Origin of the sequence: Bifidobacterium vespertilionis, from assembly GCF_008698145.1 — a bacterium.
Classification (GTDB): Bacteria; Actinomycetota; Actinomycetes; order Actinomycetales; family Bifidobacteriaceae; genus Bifidobacterium; species Bifidobacterium vespertilionis.
The window spans coordinates 212255-229664 of record NZ_RZNZ01000002.1 but is presented as its reverse complement, the minus strand read 5'-3'; the positions used below and the strand labels follow the sequence as shown (position 1 = coordinate 229664).

The 17410-nt window shown below is 64.5% G+C and carries 10 protein-coding genes and 1 pseudogene; 5 read left to right on the top strand and 6 right to left on the bottom strand.

Annotated elements, in window-relative coordinates:
• Positions 1-19: 19 nt before the first annotated feature.
• Together EMO90_RS02290 and EMO90_RS02285 are read right to left on the bottom strand one after the other, a co-directional pair.
• The gene (locus EMO90_RS02290; protein ID WP_150353843.1) at positions 20-1174 is read right to left on the bottom strand and encodes a glycosyltransferase; all 1155 of its coding nucleotides are present in this window, start codon (positions 1172-1174) and stop codon (positions 20-22) included.
• Positions 1175-1183: 9 nt separating this feature from the next.
• Positions 1184-2389 carry a pyridoxal phosphate-dependent aminotransferase gene (locus tag EMO90_RS02285; protein WP_150353844.1) on the bottom strand — a complete coding sequence of 402 codons (1206 nt, stop codon included), beginning with the start codon at positions 2387-2389 and terminating at the stop codon, positions 1184-1186.
• Positions 2390-2639: 250 nt separating this feature from the next.
• Here EMO90_RS02285 and purT point away from each other — a divergent pair, with 250 nt between their 5' ends.
• Positions 2640-3941: a formate-dependent phosphoribosylglycinamide formyltransferase gene (purT, locus tag EMO90_RS02280; RefSeq protein ID WP_395952654.1), complete on the top strand. Its 1302-nt coding sequence runs from the start codon at positions 2640-2642 to the stop codon at positions 3939-3941.
• Positions 3942-4174: 233 nt separating this feature from the next.
• Here the strand turns inward: purT and EMO90_RS02275 are convergent, their stop codons facing one another.
• Positions 4175-4543 (bottom strand): VOC family protein, encoded by a 369-nt coding sequence (locus EMO90_RS02275; RefSeq protein ID WP_150353846.1) that lies wholly within the window; start codon positions 4541-4543, stop codon positions 4175-4177.
• 64 nt (positions 4544-4607) lie between these two features.
• Positions 4608-5939 (bottom strand): MFS transporter, encoded by a 1332-nt coding sequence (locus tag EMO90_RS02270; protein ID WP_150353847.1) that lies wholly within the window; start codon positions 5937-5939, stop codon positions 4608-4610.
• A 148-nt stretch (positions 5940-6087) separates the two neighbouring features.
• On the opposite strand from EMO90_RS02270, the gene purC reads away from it, so the two are divergent.
• Positions 6088-6837 (top strand): phosphoribosylaminoimidazolesuccinocarboxamide synthase, encoded by a 750-nt coding sequence (gene purC, locus EMO90_RS02265; protein ID WP_150353848.1) that lies wholly within the window; start codon positions 6088-6090, stop codon positions 6835-6837.
• 79 nt (positions 6838-6916) lie between these two features.
• Positions 6917-10678 (top strand): phosphoribosylformylglycinamidine synthase, encoded by a 3762-nt coding sequence (locus EMO90_RS02260; RefSeq protein WP_150353849.1) that lies wholly within the window; start codon positions 6917-6919, stop codon positions 10676-10678.
• A gap of 222 nt (positions 10679-10900) precedes the next feature.
• On the opposite strand, the gene EMO90_RS02255 is transcribed toward EMO90_RS02260, so the two are convergent.
• Positions 10901-11881, bottom strand: a complete 981-nt coding sequence (locus EMO90_RS02255) for a formate/nitrite transporter family protein (RefSeq protein ID WP_223849726.1) — start codon at positions 11879-11881, stop codon at positions 10901-10903.
• Positions 11882-12870: 989 nt separating this feature from the next.
• Positions 12871-14466 (bottom strand): annotated as a pseudogene (locus EMO90_RS02250) (Y-family DNA polymerase); the annotation flags it as partial.
• A gap of 246 nt (positions 14467-14712) precedes the next feature.
• Between EMO90_RS02250 and purF the strand changes: the two are divergent.
• Both purF and purM read left to right on the top strand, forming a co-directional pair.
• Positions 14713-16266 carry an amidophosphoribosyltransferase gene (gene purF, locus EMO90_RS02245; protein ID WP_223849727.1) on the top strand — a complete coding sequence of 518 codons (1554 nt, stop codon included), beginning with the start codon at positions 14713-14715 and terminating at the stop codon, positions 16264-16266.
• A gap of 48 nt (positions 16267-16314) precedes the next feature.
• Entirely contained in the window at positions 16315-17361 is a 1047-nt protein-coding gene (gene purM / locus EMO90_RS02240) for a phosphoribosylformylglycinamidine cyclo-ligase (protein ID WP_150353850.1), read from the top strand.
• Positions 17362-17410 lie beyond the last annotated feature (49 nt).

Here is a 17410-nt window from a genome sequence, read left to right as displayed (position 1 = left end):
GTTGCGGGCGGCTGCGCCCCTAGGCGGCTTGGCGTTCGCTGTCCGCGATCGCCTCGCGCTCCATGTCCACGAACCGGCGCACGCACGATTCGATCGAATAGTGCTCGCGCGTGTGCTCGGCGTATTTCTCGCCCCACTCGGCCAACTCGCGCGGATGGTCAAGCCACCAATCGATGCGATCGGCGAGCGCGGCCGCGTCCCGTGCGGGGAAAAGCGATTCGTCGAGCAGGGCGAACTGCCCGGCGGCGGACAGCTCCGATTCGGCGATCACCGGCACGAGTCCGGACGCCATGCCCTCGATCACGCTGAGCGATTCGATGTCCACGATCGAAGGGTGCACAAGCAGGTCGCAATCGCGCAGGAATGCGGGCATCTGCGCGTTGCGGTGGAACCCGATGTAGGACGGGTTGGGCAGCAGGCGCTTCGCCCGGCGCCTGAGGTACCGGGCGCGCGGGCCGGTGCCGGCGATGTGCAGCTCGATCTGCCCGGCGTGCCGGCACATGGCCGCCGCGCGGATGAGCGTGATGTGGTCCTTCTCCCTGGCGAGTCTGCCGGAGGCGACCACGCGGTACCGCCACGGTTCGGGCTCACCGGCCGCGCGCTGCCTCTTGGGCGTGAAGCGCGGCGAATACCCGTTGGAGATCACATGCAACTTGGCCTTGTAGCCGTGATCGCGCAACTGCCTGGCGATCATCTCCGTGGGCGTGTGGATGTGGTCCACACGCCGGTAGAGCCAGTACCGGAACAGCGCGTACATGAAGTCGTTCACACCGGGGATCAATGCGATCGGTCCGGCGTTGTAGCTCACGTTCTCGGGCTGCAGATGGAACCCCGCGGTGACGGGGATGCCCATTTCGCGGGCGACGCGCAGCGCCCGGCGGCCGAACGAGAACGGCAGGTAGATGTGCACCACGTCGGCGCCCTCGAACGCCGTGCGGAACAGCGTGTCGCTGGGTTTGGCGAACCGCATGTGCTGCTTTTTGGCCACCCAGGAGACAAGCGGCACATGGTTCTCGCGGGCCGGGTAGTCCTTGCTGCCCAACCCCACCAGCCGCACGTGGTGACCCTGACGTTCCAATTCCCTCGCATACTGCAGCGCGGAGTTGGAGGTGCCGTTGCCCTGCGTGCCGATGGTGTCCATGACCAGCACGATCGTCAGTTTCTTTTCGAGCATTCCCCCATGCTACCGCGGCACACGCTTGGAGTCGACGTTCGCGACGATCCTGCGCACGGCCTCGGCCAGATCCTCCTCGGGTTTGAGCAGGCTCAGGCGTACATAGCCCTCGCCCGACGCACCGAAGCAGGAACCGGGCATCACGGCCACGCCGGCCCTGTGCAGCAGGAAGTCTGCGAAATCGTTCGATGTGCCGGCGCCTTGGGGCACCTCCATCCACGCGAACAGGCCGCCGTGCGAATCGAGCACGTGGAAGCCCGCCGCGTTGAGGCCGTCGTGCAGCACCTCGTAACGACGGCGGTAGCGACGGGCCAGCACGGGCACGCTCGACTGGTCGGAGTCCAGAGCCGCGGCGCCGGCGTCCTGGATCACCGTGGAGGCGAGCACGGTGGTCTGGCGGTGCACGGCTTTGGCGGCGGCCACCACATCGGCGTTACCGGCGATGAACCCGCCGCGCCATCCGGCCACCATGTACATCTTGGACAGCGAGCACAGTTCCACGGCCACGTCGAACGCGCCGGGCGTCTCCAGCAGGCTGATCGCCGGATGCGTCTCGTCGAAGCCCAGCCCCGCGTAGGCGAAATCGTTCATGATCACGAAGTGATGTTCCTTGGCCAGCCGCACGGCCGTGGCATAGAGCTCTGGCGTGGCGACGGCCCCGGTGGGGTTGTTCGGATAGTTGAGGATCAGCAGCTTCGCCCTGTCCAGCAAGGCCGGGTCCACGGCGTCGAGATCGGGCAGGAAACCGTGTTCGGCGTCGGTGGGGATGGTGACGAAACGTCCCTTCGCCACGGCCGTGGAGCCCTCGTACTGCGGATAGTACGGCTCCACCGCTAGCACGGTATCCCCCTCATCGATGAGCGCCTCGATGACGATGGAGATGCCTACGGAGGATCCCGATGTGGCCAGCAGCTGCATGGCGGTGTCCACCGTGACGCCGTGCTGCCTCCGGTACCAGCCTGCGGCGGCCTTCAGGAAGTTGGGCTTGCCGTCGAAGGGCGCGTACTTGTAGTTCACCGGCTCGTAAGCGGCCTTGGCGAGCGCGTCCTTCATGAACTCCGGCGGCTGTCCGTCCGGATTGCCCTTGGACAGGTCGACCACATCCTCCCCGGCGGCGATGGCCGCGGCGGCGCGCGCGTCGGCCTCGGCGAAGGGGTTGCCCGGCAGGGCGAGAGCCCTCTTGGAGATCAGCGATGCGATGGGCGAAGATGTCATGACGATGAGCTTCCTTCACATGAAAACTGCCGGTCGACCCTGTGGCGGTCGGCCGGCAGCTGTTATTGGCAATGGACAGTTGAGTTGTACGTTGGCCCGGTCCGGTGTTCCCCCGTCCGGTAATATCCAGTGTAGGACGGCCCGCCCGCCAGGACAACGGCGTGGCTATAGGCGTTCCTTATGAGGCGCTACCGCGTGGAGCGTATACGCCGCCCAGCCCCCGGACATGCCCATCCGTACAATGAGGCCCATGACTGCCATGACCAATGAGAATTCCCCATCCCGGAACGTTTCCGATTCCGCGCCCGCCAACCGCGTGCTCGGCACGCCGCTGGGTGCGCGTTCCACCCGCGTGCTGTTCCTTGGCGCCGGAGAGCTCGGCAAGGAGGTCGCGATCGAGCTCATGCGCCTGGGCGCGTGGGTGTGCGCGGCCGACTCCTATGCGGGCGCGCCTGCCCAGCAGGTGGCGCATGAATTCCGCGTGCTGGATATGGCCAACGCCGCCGAGCTGCGCGCGCTGTTCGACGAGGTGAAGCCGGACATCGTCGTACCGGAGGTGGAGGCGATCGCCACGTCCGAGCTGGCCGGGGCCGCCGCCCGCGGCATTCAGGTGGTGCCGAGCGCCGAGATCGCGGCCATCTGCATGGATCGCGAACGGTTGCGCGTGCTCGCGCACGAGGAGCTGGGCCTGCCCACCACGCCGTACCGGTTCGCCGGATCGATCGAGGAGCTGCGCGCCGGTGCCGAAGCGGTGGGATACCCGTGCGTGGTCAAGCCGGTGATGAGCTCGTCCGGGCACGGACAGTCGGTGGTTCGTTCGGCGGATGCGATCGACGCCGCATGGACGGAGGCTCAGGAGGGCCGCCGGGCCGCGGGCGAGGGCGATGTGTCCCGTGTGATCGTTGAGGCGCTGGCCCCGCTGGATTACGAGCTGACGGTGCTGACGGTGTCGTCGTCCGCGGGCATTGTGGCCTGCGCGCCGATCGGTCAACGTCAGGAATCGGGCGACTACCGCGAATCCTGGCAGCCGGCCGCCGTCCCATCCCCGTTGCTTGAGCAGGCCGATCGCATCGCGCGCGCGGCCGTGGAAGGTCTGGCCGCCAAGGCGAAGGCCGCGGGCGAGACCGGCTGGGGCGTGTTCGGCGTGGAGCTGTTCGTGCTCACGGATGGTTCGATCCTGTTCAACGAGGTGTCTCCCCGTCCGCACGACACGGGCATGGTGACGATGATCTCGCAGCGTCTGAGCGAATTCGCGCTGCACGCCCGTGCGATCCTTGGCCTGCCCGTGACGCAGGGGCATGTGGCCCTGTCCATCCCGGACGGTTCGGTGGCCGCAAGCCACGCGATCGTGGTGGAGGGCGATGGCGAGGCCGAATTCTCCGATGTGGCGGCCGCACTGGCCGAACCGGGGACCGATCTGCGCATCTTCGCCAAGCCCGAGGTGCACGGCCATCGCCGCATGGCGGTCACCCTGGCCGTGTCCGATTCGGCCGGCCATGCCCGCGCCAAGGCCGCCCGCGTTGCCAGCGCCCTGACGATCGACGTGCGCTGAGGCGTGTCCCCCTCCTGAGCAAGACGGGCCACGACCCTCACCCCGAGCGAAACACAGGCCTCTTTCTGTCATCCTGAGCGGAGCCGTCAGGCGGAGCCGAAGGATCCTTAACCTCGTGCATACAGTTAAGGATCCTTCGACTACGCTGCGCTCCGCTCAGGATGACAGTAAAAGGCCTAACTAAAGCTCTGCTCAGGATGGGGCCGACTCCGACCCGCTCAGGATGACTATGACTACTGCAGCATGGCCTCGATGTTGTTGCCATCCGGATCGTGGATGAACGCGGCGTAATACGTGGGGCCATAGGCCGGACGGGGCCCGGGCTGGCCGTTGTCCGTGCCGCCGGCGGCGAGACCCGCCGCATGGAACGCCTTGACGGCCTCCTCATCCTTGGCGCGGAAGGCGATGTGCTCCACCACGAGCTTCTGGTCGGCCGACTTCGGGGATTCGATCCACACACTGTCGCCGTCCTCGGCGTTCTCAAAGCATACGGCGCCGGGGAACTCGAGCTTCTTGGCGTATCCCAGCGGGGCGAGCAGCTTGGCGTAGAACTCCGTGCGCTCGGCCGCGTCCTTCACAAACAGTCCGACATGATCGATCATCGTTGACCTCCTTAATGGTTCGTGAATGGTCACTTTCCATTATGGACCACGCCGGGCGGGGCGATCACAGCGATTCGAGCTCGCGGCCGCGCGTTTCGTTGGCGAACAGGTAGACGATCGCCCCCACGAGCATGCATGCGCCGAAAAACGAGAACGCCGTGGTGACCACCGCGATGTCGATGCGCTGCGCAACATATCCGCCGCCCACGAGCAGACCCATGAAGGCCGGCCCGATCACCTTGGCCGTGGCGCCGATGCCGTAGCCCAGTCCCAGCGCGGTCGATCGCACGTCGTTCGGGAACTGCTCGCCGCCGAAGGCGTTGAGGATGCCGAACACGCCATCGCCGAAGGTCATGATCACCAGCACGGCCGCATAGAACGCCCATCCTGAATCATGGAACAGCGCGGCGGCGAAGCATCCGGCCGCCCCGATCACGCCGAAGGCGAACATCGTGGCCCTCCTGCCGATCACATCGGCCAGCCACGCGGATGCCAGACGGCCGACCATGTCCGCCACGGAAACGCCCACGAACAGCAGCGCGACCATGCGCGTGGGGAATCCGAAGGCGTCCTTGAGCAGGGTCTGCCCCCATGATTGGACCGCGAAACCGCCCATGATGAAGCAGAACGAGCCGACGCTCACGATCGCGAGCGCGCGCCCGTGCCCCGCGAACAGGCGGCTGTAGCTCGGCGGCTCGGCCGCGGAATCGGCGGGCAGATCGCCCACCTGGTCCGCCGGGATCTCCAAGGCCCATGCCAGCGCCTCGCGCGCCTTGTCGTCTCGTCCCCTGAGCTGCCAGTACCGCGGTGACTCGGGCACCAGATGCAGCCAGATGAGCAGGAGCGCCGGGATCGCGCCAAAGGCCATCAGCGCCCGCCAGTCATCGCCCACCAAGCCCTGCGCCGCGGCGCCGAGCAGCATGCCGAGCGGGATGAAGACGGACACCAGCCCGGACAGCAGACCGCGGTGGCGGGCCGGCACGAATTCCTGCACGTACGGGATGGATGTGATGTTCATGCCGCCCACGCCGATGCCCACGCCCACGCGCAGCAGGGCGAGCGCCAGCCACGCCCGATCGGGCAGGAACACGGAGACGACGGTGAAGCCCACAAAGCAGGCGATGCACCAGGCGTGCGCGCGCTTGCGGCCGAACCGATCGGCCAGGTGCCCCCACACGATCGCGCCGATCACCGTGCCCAGACCGGAACACGCGAGGATCGTGCCTGCCTCGAAGCCCGTGAGCCGCCACGCCGTGGTAAGCACGGAAACCACGAATCCGATGAGGAACATGTCGAAGAATTCGGCGATGTTGCTCATCACCATCAGCGTGATGACGCTTTTCTGATGCCCGGTGAGCGGGCGCGATTCGATCTGATCGTATGCGCTTGCGGCCATGATTCCCCCTGTCCGACCCTGATGTGGCGAGGCACAACTCTACGCCGCGGCCCCGCCGCGAAGGGCGCGGGTGTCGGTTCTCATTGGTAGCCTTTTACCGTTAGTTCACCCAGAATTCCACTCCACAAGAACAATTGGAAGGCGAGTCATGGAGAAACTGGAAAAGCTCTACGAGGGCAAGGCCAAGCAGCTGTACGCGACCGACGATCCGGAGATCCTCTGGGTCGAGTACAAGAACACGGCCACCGCCGGCGACGGCGAGAAGAAGGAGGACTTCACCGGCAAGGGCCGACTGAACAACCTCATCACCACCATCATCTTCGACCTGCTCAAGAAGCGCGGCATCGACAGCCATCTCGTCAAGCGCGTGAACGACACCGCCCAGCTGGTGCGCAAGATGGACATGTTCCCGCTGGAGATCGTGCTGCGCAACACCGCGGCCGGCCACTTCTGCTCGCGCCTCGGCGTCGAGGAGGGCCTGCCGCTCAAGGAGCCGGTGCTGGAGTACTTCCTGAAGAACGACGATCTGCACGATCCGTTCGTCAACGACGATGATCTGGTGGCCCTTGGCGTGTGCACGCGCGAGGATCTCGCCGAGATCGCCCCGCTGGCCCGCCGCATCAACAAGGCGCTGATCGACATCTTCGCGAAGATCGACGTCAAGCTCGTGGACTTCAAGATCGAGATGGGCCGCGCGTCCGACGGCACGCTGCTGCTGGCCGACGAGATCACGCCGGATTCCTGCCGCCTGTGGGATCAGCGCGACCACTCCGGCAAGGTGGAGCATCTGGACAAGGACCTGTTCCGCCGCGGTCTGGGCAGCATCATCCCGGCCTACGAGGAGATCGAGGGTCGTCTGGCCGAGCTCGCCAAGTCCGAGGGCATCGAGATCGACTGAAACGTCGTGGGGCTCCCTCAACAGAGGGGGCCTCTTTTTGATTGTCGCGTTTTGAGTGTTGTAAGAAAGGAAAACAGCAGTGGTTTTTCGCGTGTACGTGGAGAAGAAGCCCGGCTTTGACGTCGAGGCGCAGCAGCTTGCAGGCGAGCTGCGCACGATTCTGGGCATCGCCGGCCTCAAGGCCGTGCGCATCGTGAACCGGTACGACGTGGAGGGCATCAGCGATGAGCTGTTCCGTCAGGCCACCCCCACCGTGTTCAGCGAGCCGCAGGTGGACGACGTGTCCGCCGATCTGCCCGACTTCGGCGACGCCAGGGTGTTCGCCACCGAGTTCCTGCCCGGCCAGTTCGACCAGCGCGCCGATTCGGCCAGCGAGTGCATCCAGCTCATCTCCCAAGGCGAGCGCCCCACCGTCCGCTCCGCCAAGGTGTACGCCCTTGAAGGCGAGCTTTCGGACGCCGACGTGGAGTCCATCAAGCATTACGTGATCAACCCGGTCGAGGCGCGCGAGGCGGGTCTGGAGCCCAAGACCACGCTGAAGACGCAGGTGCCCGTCCCCGGCAAGGTGGAGACCATCGCCGGCTTCAACGAGATGGACACCGAAGCCGGCCAGCGCTTCATCGACGAGCGCGGCCTGGCCATGGATCTGGCCGACCTGGAGTTCTGCCAGCGGTACTTCGCCGAGGAGGGCCGCGAGCCCACCATCACCGAGATCAAGGTGATCGACACCTACTGGTCCGACCACTGCCGCCACACCACCTTCGGCACCGAGCTGGACGAGGTGAGCATCGACGACGCGACCGTGAAGGCCGCCTTCGACCGCTACCTCGAGATCCGTCACGAGCTGGGCCGCGACGCCAAGCCCGTCTGCCTCATGGACATGGGCACGATCGGCGCCAAGTGGCTCAAGCGCAACGGCATCCTGAAGAACCTCGACGAGTCCGAGGAGATCAACGCCTGCACGGTCAAGGTGAAGGTGGATGTGAACGGCGAGGATCAGGACTGGCTGTTCCTGTTCAAGAACGAGACGCACAACCACCCCACCGAGATCGAGCCCTTCGGCGGCGCGGCCACCTGCATCGGCGGCTGCATCCGCGATCCCCTGTCGGGCCGCTCCTACGTGTACCAGGCCATGCGCGTCACCGGCGCCGCCGACCCCACCGTCCCGGTGTCCGAGACGCTGGAGGGCAAGCTCCCCCAGCGCAAGCTCGTGACCACCGCCGCCGCCGGCTACAGCTCCTACGGCAACCAGATCGGTCTGGCGACCGGTCAGGTGGATGAGATCTACCACCCCGGCTATGTGGCCAAGCGCATGGAGGTTGGCGCGGTCGTGGCCGCCACCCCGGCCGACCATGTCCGTCGCGAGACCCCGGCTCCCGGGGACAAGATCATCCTGCTGGGCGGTCGCACCGGCCGTGATGGCATCGGCGGCGCGACCGGCGCGTCCAAGGCCCACAACGTGGAGTCCCTGGAGCTCGATGGCGCCGAGGTGCAGAAGGGCAACGCCCCCGTGGAGCGCAAGCTGCAGCGCCTGTTCCGCCGCGGCGACGCCTGCCGTCTGATCAAGCGCTGCAACGACTTCGGCGCGGGCGGCGTGTCCGTGGCCGTGGGCGAGCTCGCGGACGGCCTGTACGTGGATCTCAACACCGTGCCGAAGAAGTACGAGGGTCTGGACGGCACCGAGCTGGCGATTTCCGAATCCCAGGAGCGCATGGCCGTGGACGTGGCCGCCCAAGACGTGGACGAGTTCATGAAGTACGCCCGCGAGGAGAACCTTGAGGCCACCGTGATCGCCACCGTGACCGAGGATCCGCGCATGGTGATGACCTGGAACGGCGACGAGATCGTGAACCTCAAGCGTTCCTTCCTTGCCTCCAACGGCGCCTCCAAGCACCAGATCGTGCACGTCGAGGCGCAGCGCGGCTACGCGGTTCCGTCCGCCTGGACCACCGGTTCGCTGGCCGATCGCATGCACGCCATGGTCGCCGATCTCAACGTGGCCTCCAACAAGGGCCTTTCCGAGCGCTTCGACTCCACGATCGGCGCCGGTACCGTGCTCATGCCGTTCGGCGGACGCCGTCAGCTCACCCCGAATCTGGCCATGGTCGCCAAGATCCCGGTGTTCGGCGAGACCACCACCGCCTCCGCCATGGCATGGGGATTCAACCCGTACCTCATGGAGCGCAACCAGTTCACGGGCGCGTACCTGTCCGTGGTCGAATCGCTCGCCAAGCTCGTGGCCACCGGCTTCGAGCATGAGAAGGCGTATCTGAGCTTCCAGGAGTACTTCGAGAAGCTGCGCGACGAGCCGGAGCGCTGGGGCAAGCCGACGGCCGCCGTGCTGGGCGCGCTCATGGCCCAGATCGATCTGGGCGCCGGCGCGATCGGCGGCAAGGACTCCATGTCCGGCAGCTTCGAGAACCTCGACGTGCCACCCACCCTGATCTCCTTCGCCGTGGCCGTGGGCAACGTAAAGCGCACCACGTCCCCGGAGTTCAAGGGCGCCGGACACCGGATCTTCCGCATCGCCCCGCGCTATCTGGCCGACGGCCTCACGCCGGACAGGCATGCGCTGCTCGACGCGTTCGCCCTGGTGGAGGAGCTCACCGACCCGTCGCATCACGTGGCGCTGGCCGTCTCCACGCCTGGCTACGGCGGCACCGCCGAGGCGCTGTTCAAGATGACGCTCGGCAACCGCATCGGCCTGACCCTCAACGAGGGCATCACGGCGGATGACCTGTTCGCCCCGGCCTACGGTTCGTTCATCGTGGAGCTTGCGGACAACGAGAAGATCCCGGCGTCCTCCAACCTCGTCGAGGTGAGCGAGATCGGCGTGACCACCGCGGCCTATGAGTTCGTGGCCGCCGGCGAGACGCTGGATCTGGACGATGTGCAGGAGGCTTGGGAGTCCGGCATCGAGTCGGTGTTCCCGTACCGTTCCAAGAGTGTGGCGGCCGCCGCGGCCGATGCGGGCAGGACCGTCGAGGCCGTGTCCTACGACGCTCCGCAGAAGACCGTGTACACGGGCGCCCCGGTGGCCAAGCCGCATGTGGTGATCCCTGTGTTCCCGGGCAACAACTGCGAGTACGATTCGGCCGCCGCGTTCGAGCGCGCCGGCGCGGACGTGACCACGCTGATCGTGAACAACCTCACGCCCGCGGCCGTGGCCGAGTCCACCGCCGCCCTCGTGGAGGAGATCCGCAGGAGCCAGATCGTGATGATCCCCGGCGGCTTCTCCGGCGGCGACGAGCCCGACGGCTCCGCGAAGTTCATCACCGCGTTCTTCCGCGCGCCCGAGGTCACCGAGGCCGTGCGCGATCTGCTCAGGAACCGCGACGGTCTGATGCTGGGCATCTGCAACGGTTTCCAGGCGCTCATCAAGCTGGGTCTGGTGCCGTTCGGCGACATCGTGCCGATGACCGCCGAATGCCCGACGCTGACGTTCAACACGATCGGCCGCCACCAGAGCCGTCTGGTCCGCACGCGCGTCGCGTCGAACCTCTCCCCCTGGCTGTCCCGCACGGCCGTCGGCGACATCCACACGGTGGCGATCAGCCACGGCGAGGGCCGTTTCGTCGCCTCCGAGCCGGTGCTCGAGTCCCTGCGCGACAACGGCCAGATCGCCACGCAGTACGTGGACGAGGCCGGCGTGCCGGGCATGGACCTTTCGGTGAACCCGAACGGCTCGCTGCTCGCCATCGAGGGCATCACCAGCCCGGACGGCCGCGTGTTCGGCAAGATGGGCCATTCGGAGCGCTCCGGCAACGGCCTGTATGCGAATGTGCCCGGCGACAAGTACCAGCCGATCTTCGAGGCCGGCGTGGAGTACTTCACGGCGTGACGCATATCCGTGCGAATCGGCCGGTTCGAGTTAGCCGATTCGCGCTAGCCGATTCGCGCGGATGGCCGCGGATGGCCGCGGATGGCACAATGGGGTCCGTTCCCTTGATTGGGAACGGACCCCATTTGATTTGGCCATGATTTGGTTGGCCATGTTGTTTGGCCGGCCATGGGATGGGCCGATGGGCCGGCTGGGCGTTAGAGGCGGACAGCCGATGAATGGCTACAATCCGGCCGGATGCGGGGCCTCCAGGGTTTCGAGCGCGGAATGGTCAAAATCGGCGACCTGAGGATGCTTGTTGTTCGGCCGGGACATGTCGTTCATGACCGCGAAGTTCATGCCGATGAGGATGCCACCTCCCACGAAATTGCCAAGCAGGACCACGATGATCGTGCCGATGCACAGCCAGGGGTTAAGCGTGCCATGCAGGCCGACGATGAGGAACAGCACCGAGTCGGCGATGGAGTGCTCAAGTCCAAGGTAGGCGAAGACGAACACGGCGACCACCATGATCACGCATTTGGTGAAGTCGTTGATGAGCTTGCCGTTGTAAACCATGAGCATGCCGATGTTGATGCAGAAGTTGCACAGGATGGCGCGCACGAACAGATCCGCAATGCCCGGCAATCCCTGCAGGAGATAGTCGGTTTTGGATAGGGCTGCGGCCGTCATGGTGGGCAGGATGTTGCCTCCGGTGATGGTGGAGAAGCGCATCAGCACGGCGATGATGAATCCGCCGACGAGATTGCCGAGCAGGCACAGACCCAGGATGCGGAAGGAGTGCAGCCAGCCGATGCGCTTGTGGTAGGCGCCGATCGAAATGACCATCATGTTCGAGGTGAGCAGCTCGGAGTTGGTGTAGTAGATGAGGACCAGCGCCCATCCGAAGGTGAGCGCGGCGAGCACTTTGCCGGCGATGGCCATCTGGGGGCCAAGCACGGCGAATGTGGCGCTGATGGCGAAGAACGTGGTGAAGAACAGGCCCACGAAGAATCCGGCCATGACCGCGCGCTGCAGGTACTTGCCGCGCAGCTTGCCGGTCATCTCCTCCTTGCTGTCGAGCGCGTCGAGCACGGTGCTGATGAATGTGCGACCGGGGAACAACGGGTGCATTTGCGGGGCGGGAGCGGCCGCCACACCGGCGATCGGGGCGCCGCCATCACTGCTTTTCGGCTTGGTTGGGGTTGCATCTGCCGTCGTCACGTCATCCGGTTCCGGCGTTTGCAATGGATTCCGGGATTGTTCGAATGTATTATTTTGCATCTTCCTCACGATTCCAGTCTGCCAGTGTTCTTCATTTCGCCACGCATCCCGGCATATGAGATGCGTCACATGGGCCATGCATCGGCTACCCGCCTTCATGCTTCCGGGTAATGCCAGTCCGTTCCGGGGCCTGTGCGACCCGGCTCCGGGTCAGCATGGCGCATCGCGGCCTTCTCCCGCGCCGTCTTCTCTCCCGTCTCCCGCGGTCTTCTCTTCCGCGTTCTTCACCCGCGCCGTTTTCACCCCTGCTGTCTTCTTGTCTTCTCCCACGTTTTTTCTCCCATGCAATCTTGTCCTTCATGGTTTTCTCCCGCATAATCTTCTCCCGTGCCGAACTCCTCGAGGTATTCGCGGTAGCGTTCCTCAAGAACCTCTCCCAACCGTCGCCGGTCCCTCTGCGCGGCAACGGAATGCGGCCGATCGCCAACTGCCTGCAGACGACGAGCCAGCTGCTCGATCCGTTCCCTGCGCTCACTGGCGATCTGCTCACGGATCTCCGGGGATTCATATCCGTCCGATTCCCGGTACTCCTTATTGATGCGCTCGATCATGGCCTCCAATTTGGCCTCGTACCCAGTCAGGGCCGCGAACGGCATGAACTGCGCCGCACGATTGGATCTGCCCATGGGAGGATGCCGATCGGAGCGATGATGAGGAACGCCAAGGATGTCGTTGTATCGGTCGGTTCTCCGCATCGCCGGAGCCGCATCACTCCCCTGCCTTGGGCCGACGGGGATTCCACTATGGATAGCCTCCGACTTTGCCGAGTCTTTCCGATCGAGCGGCCATTGGCGTTCGGGCATGAATACCTGCCGCTCACCATCAATCCACACCGGTCGCATCCCCAGGCCATTCCCATTACGCGAGACCACGACTGCGCCACCAGATCTTTCATCTCCGTTCATGGCGAGCCCCACACGGGATTCTCCGGCGGCATGCCCTCCGATCTGTTCATTGCGCATGCGTCCGGTGGCGCCGGTCTCGAAATTCATTCCACGCAGCACGGCGTTCCTTCCGAACTTATTCCTGACTGCGAGCATGGCCTTCTGCGCATCGATCTCCCGTCGCTCATGCCCGTCCGTTTTCAGCAAAGCCGGGCACCCGTCGGTTTCGCCGATCGCATTCATACAGCCGGAGTCATCGACTTCATCCATGTTGGCGAACAGATCAAGCTGCCGGTATGATCGTCCCAATTCCGCACTCATGGAGGCGTGCTCCTCATCAACACCGCACTCAGCCTCATCAATCCCACCCTCAGGCCGTACGCTTCCGGCTTCCACAGTGATCCGCCGGACCATAAGCCGCGGATCGACGATGCGGTCATACAACCGCTCGATCTCGGCGATGACGACACGACTGGATGCCGTCGGTTTGGGCAGTGAGACGACGGCATTGGCCGCCTTGGGAACCGTCCTTCCATAATGGTCGGTTCCCTTCTCCTCCACGGCGTCCTCACTCCCCGTTTTCCGGTCATAGCCCACGTACAGGCCCAAGCGACCGGCCAGCAGACCCCTATCCACCAGATCCAGAGCCATGGCATCCGCCATCTCCCGCACGATCAGCCGCGCCCGCTCGTAGGCGCATGCGCAATGCAGCACCTGACCGGAGCTGATCGAATTCTCGGACGGCTTGTACCTCTTGATATCGGAGATACAGCATGGCTCCCATCCCCACGCATGGTCGATGAGCAGCTCGGCATTCACCCCGAACATGCGATACAGCAGATCCTCGTTGTAGAACTCGTTCGCACGCCCAAGGGAGCACCGCGCAATATCCCCCATGGTCATCAATCCATGAGCCTCAAGACGCCGCGCATAGCCCCGACCGACCCGCCAAAAGTCCGTGAGCGGCCGATGCCCCCATAGAAGACGCCGATACGACCGCTCATCCAATTCCGCGATGCGCACGCCATCGCGATCCGCCGGCATGTGCTTGGCGACGATGTCCATGGCCACCTTCGCCAGATACAGATTGGTGCCGATGCCCGCCGTCGCGGTGATGCCCGTCCGTCGCAGGATCTCGCGGACGATCGTTCTCGCCAAATCATGCGCCGTCATGCCGAAGTACCGCAGGTACCGCGTGGCATCGATAAACACCTCGTCAATCGAATAGACATGGATGTCCTCCGGCGCCGCATAGTGCAAGTAGATGCCGTAAATGAGCGCACTGACCTCCAGATAGTGCGCCATGCGCGGTTTGACGGCAAGATACGATGCCTTCAGAGACGGTTCGCCCGCCAACCGTCCGGCATCCCAGGATTTGCCGCGAAGAACACGGCCCGGCGCCCGCAGGCGACGACCCTCATTGACCGCGCGCATCCTCTCCACCACTTCGAACAGCCGGGCACGCCCCGACAGGCCATATGCCTTGAGCGACGGCGACACCGCCAGACATATGGTCTTCTCCGTGCGGCTCACATCCGCCACCACCAGATTGGTGGTCAACGGATCAAGTCCCAAAGATGCGCATTCCGCGGACGCGTAGAACGACTTCAGATCAATGGCCAGATACGTGCGCTGTTCCATATCATCCTCCTTTCCAATTCGACAACGGACAACATCGAAACGGCGATACAAACTCGAACCTTTGTTCGAATCTGCATTCAGCTTACCACACTCCTCGAACAAAAGTTCGACACGCGGCGAATTTCCTTGAGGCACAAGGAGTGTCGCACCTTCCAGAACATTGTTGTAGCCGGTGATTGGTAACGTGGAGCAGTATCGAAACGGCGATACCTCGGGAACTACGATCAATGGAAGGATGCCGGTTATATGTCGGCCGAGCTTGAAGACATCCATGAGGAATGCGGTATTTTCGGCGTTTGGGGCCATCCCGACGCCGCGCGTCTGACGTATTTCGGCCTCCACGCCCTGCAGCACCGCGGGCAGGAGGGAGCCGGAATCGTCTCGAACGACCATGGTCACCTCATCGGGCACCGCGGATTGGGTCTGCTCACCCAGGTCTTCGGTGACGAACGCGAAATCGAGCGTCTCAAGGGAGACCGCGCCATCGGACACGTCCGCTACGCCACATCCGGATCCGGCAGCACGGACAACATCCAGCCCTTCATCTTCCGTTTCCACGACGGGGACATGGCCCTGTGCCACAACGGCAACCTGACCAACTGCCGCACACTGCGCCGCAATCTGGAGGATGAGGGAGCCATCTTCCACTCGAACTCCGACACCGAGGTGCTCATGCATCTCATCCGCCGCTCCTCCAAGCCCACGTTCATGGACAAGCTCAAGGAAGCCCTCAACACGGTGCATGGCGGCTTCGCCTATCTGCTCATGACCGAAACGGCGATGATCGGCGCGCTGGATCCCAACGGCTTCCGTCCGCTGTCGCTGGGCAGGATGAAGAACGGCGCCTACGTGCTCGCCTCCGAGACCTGCGCGCTGGACGTGGTGGGCGCCGAACTCGTGCGCAACATCCGCCCCGGCGAAATCATCGTGGTCAGCGACCACGGCTACAAGATCGTCCAGTACACGCATGAGACGCAGCTCGCCATCTGCTCCATGGAATTCATCTACTTCGCCCGCCCGGATTCGGACATCTACGGCATCAACGTGCACTCCGCGCGCAAGCGCATGGGCGCCCGTCTGGCCGCGGAGGCGCCTGCGGACGCGGATATGGTGATCGGCGTGCCGAACTCCTCCCTTTCCGCCGCATCCGGCTATGCCGAGGCCACCGGACTGCCCAACGAGATGGGTCTCATCAAGAACCAGTACGTGGCCCGCACGTTCATCCAGCCCACCCAGGAGCTGAGGGAGCAGGGCGTGCGCATGAAGCTGTCCGCCGTGCGAGGCGTGGTCAAAGGCAAGCGCGTCATCGTCATCGACGATTCCATCGTGCGCGGCACCACGTCCAAGCGCATCGTGCAGCTGCTGCGCGAGGCCGGCGCCGCCGAAGTCCATATGCGCATCAGCTCCCCGCCTCTGAAGTACCCCTGCTTCTACGGCATCGACATCTCCACCACCAAGGAGCTCATCGCCGCAAAGAAGTCCGTGGAGGAGATCCGCGAGTACATCGGGGCGGATTCCCTCGCGTACCTGAGCCTCGACGGTCTGGTCGAATCCATCGGCCTCAATGCGGACGCCCCGTATGGAGGACTGTGCGTCGCCTACTTCAACGGCGACTATCCCACCGCACTGGACGACTACGAGCATGAATTCCTCGAGTCGCTGACCCCGGAGGACCGCGTCCGCCTGCCCAAGTTCGCCCTGGACAGCAGCCGCTATGAAGGCAACGAATACTCCTGCCAGCAAGGTCTCAAGCCCGGCGAATGGCATCCCGAAATCACCGACGAGACCGTCTCCGAATAATTTCAACCAACAAGTACGCCAACAAGTGGCACCAAGAAAGGACCATCAATGCCCAAAGCCTATGAAAACGCCGGAGTGAGCGTCGAAGCCGGCTATGAAGTCGTCGAGCGCATCAAGTCGCACGTCGCACGCACCGCCCGCCCGGGCGCCGGCGGCATCGGCGGCTTCGGCGGCTTGTTCGATCTGGCGTCCCTCGGCTACAAGGAGCCGGTCCTGGTTTCCGGCACCGACGGCGTGGGCACCAAGCTCATGGTTGCCAAGATGATGGGCAAGCACGACACCATCGGCCAGGATTGCGTGGCCATGTGCGTCAACGACATCCTCGCCCAGGGCGCAGAGCCGCTGTTCTTCCTCGACTACATCGCCTGCGGCAAGAACGACCCGCAGCTGCTCGAACAGGTCGTCAAGGGCGTGGCCGACGGCTGCGTGCAGGCCGGGGCCGCGCTCGTCGGCGGCGAAACGGCCGAGATGCCGGATATGTACGATCCCGACGAGTACGATCTGGCCGGATTCACCGTCGGCGTGGTCGAGCGTTCCAAGATCATCGACGGCACGAAGATCGCCGAGGGCGATGTGCTCATCGGCCTGCCCTCCTCCGGCATCCATTCCAACGGCTACTCGCTGGTCCGCAAGATCCTGTTCAAGGACAATGGCCTGACCGTGGATTCCAAGCTGCCCGAACTGGGCGACGAGACGCTGGGCGAGGAAATCCTCAAGCCCACCCGCATCTATGCGAAGGCCCTCAAGCCGCTGTTCGCCGGCGACGATCTGCTGCACGGCGTGGCGCATATCACCGGCGGCGCGTTCGTGGAGAAGGTTCCGCGCATCATCCCCGAGGGGCTCGCGGCCGCCTTCGACATCACCAGCTGGCAGGTTCCGCCGATCTTCCAGCTGCTGCGCAAGCTCGGCAACGTCGATGAGCTGGAGATGTACAACATCTTCAACATGGGTGTCGGCATGGTGCTTGTCGTCGATCCGGACAAGGTCGCAGAGGTTGAGCGCATCCTCGATGCCGAGAACGAAACCCACTACACCGTCGGCCGCATCGTCAAGGATGTGGACGGCACTCGTGTCCAGCTGCACAAGGGTCTGTGACGCGGATCGGCGGCGGAATCCCCTCCACGGACGTCACGCACAAGCCGTA

What these genes read in the sequence shown, in the direction of transcription:
- EMO90_RS02290 (WP_150353843.1), bottom strand. Translation starts at nt 1,174, where the DNA reads ATGCTCGAAAAGAAACTGACGATCGTGCTGGTCATGGACACCATCGGC.
- EMO90_RS02285 (WP_150353844.1), bottom strand. Translation starts at nt 2,389, where the DNA reads ATGACATCTTCGCCCATCGCATCGCTGATCTCCAAGAGGGCTCTCGCC.
- purT (WP_395952654.1), top strand. Translation starts at nt 2,640, where the DNA reads ATGACTGCCATGACCAATGAGAATTCCCCATCCCGGAACGTTTCCGAT.
- EMO90_RS02275 (WP_150353846.1), bottom strand. Translation starts at nt 4,543, where the DNA reads ATGATCGATCATGTCGGACTGTTTGTGAAGGACGCGGCCGAGCGCACG.
- EMO90_RS02270 (WP_150353847.1), bottom strand. Translation starts at nt 5,939, where the DNA reads ATGGCCGCAAGCGCATACGATCAGATCGAATCGCGCCCGCTCACCGGG.
- purC (WP_150353848.1), top strand. Translation starts at nt 6,088, where the DNA reads ATGGAGAAACTGGAAAAGCTCTACGAGGGCAAGGCCAAGCAGCTGTAC.
- purF (WP_223849727.1), top strand. Translation starts at nt 14,713, where the DNA reads ATGTCGGCCGAGCTTGAAGACATCCATGAGGAATGCGGTATTTTCGGC.
- purM (WP_150353850.1), top strand. Translation starts at nt 16,315, where the DNA reads ATGCCCAAAGCCTATGAAAACGCCGGAGTGAGCGTCGAAGCCGGCTAT.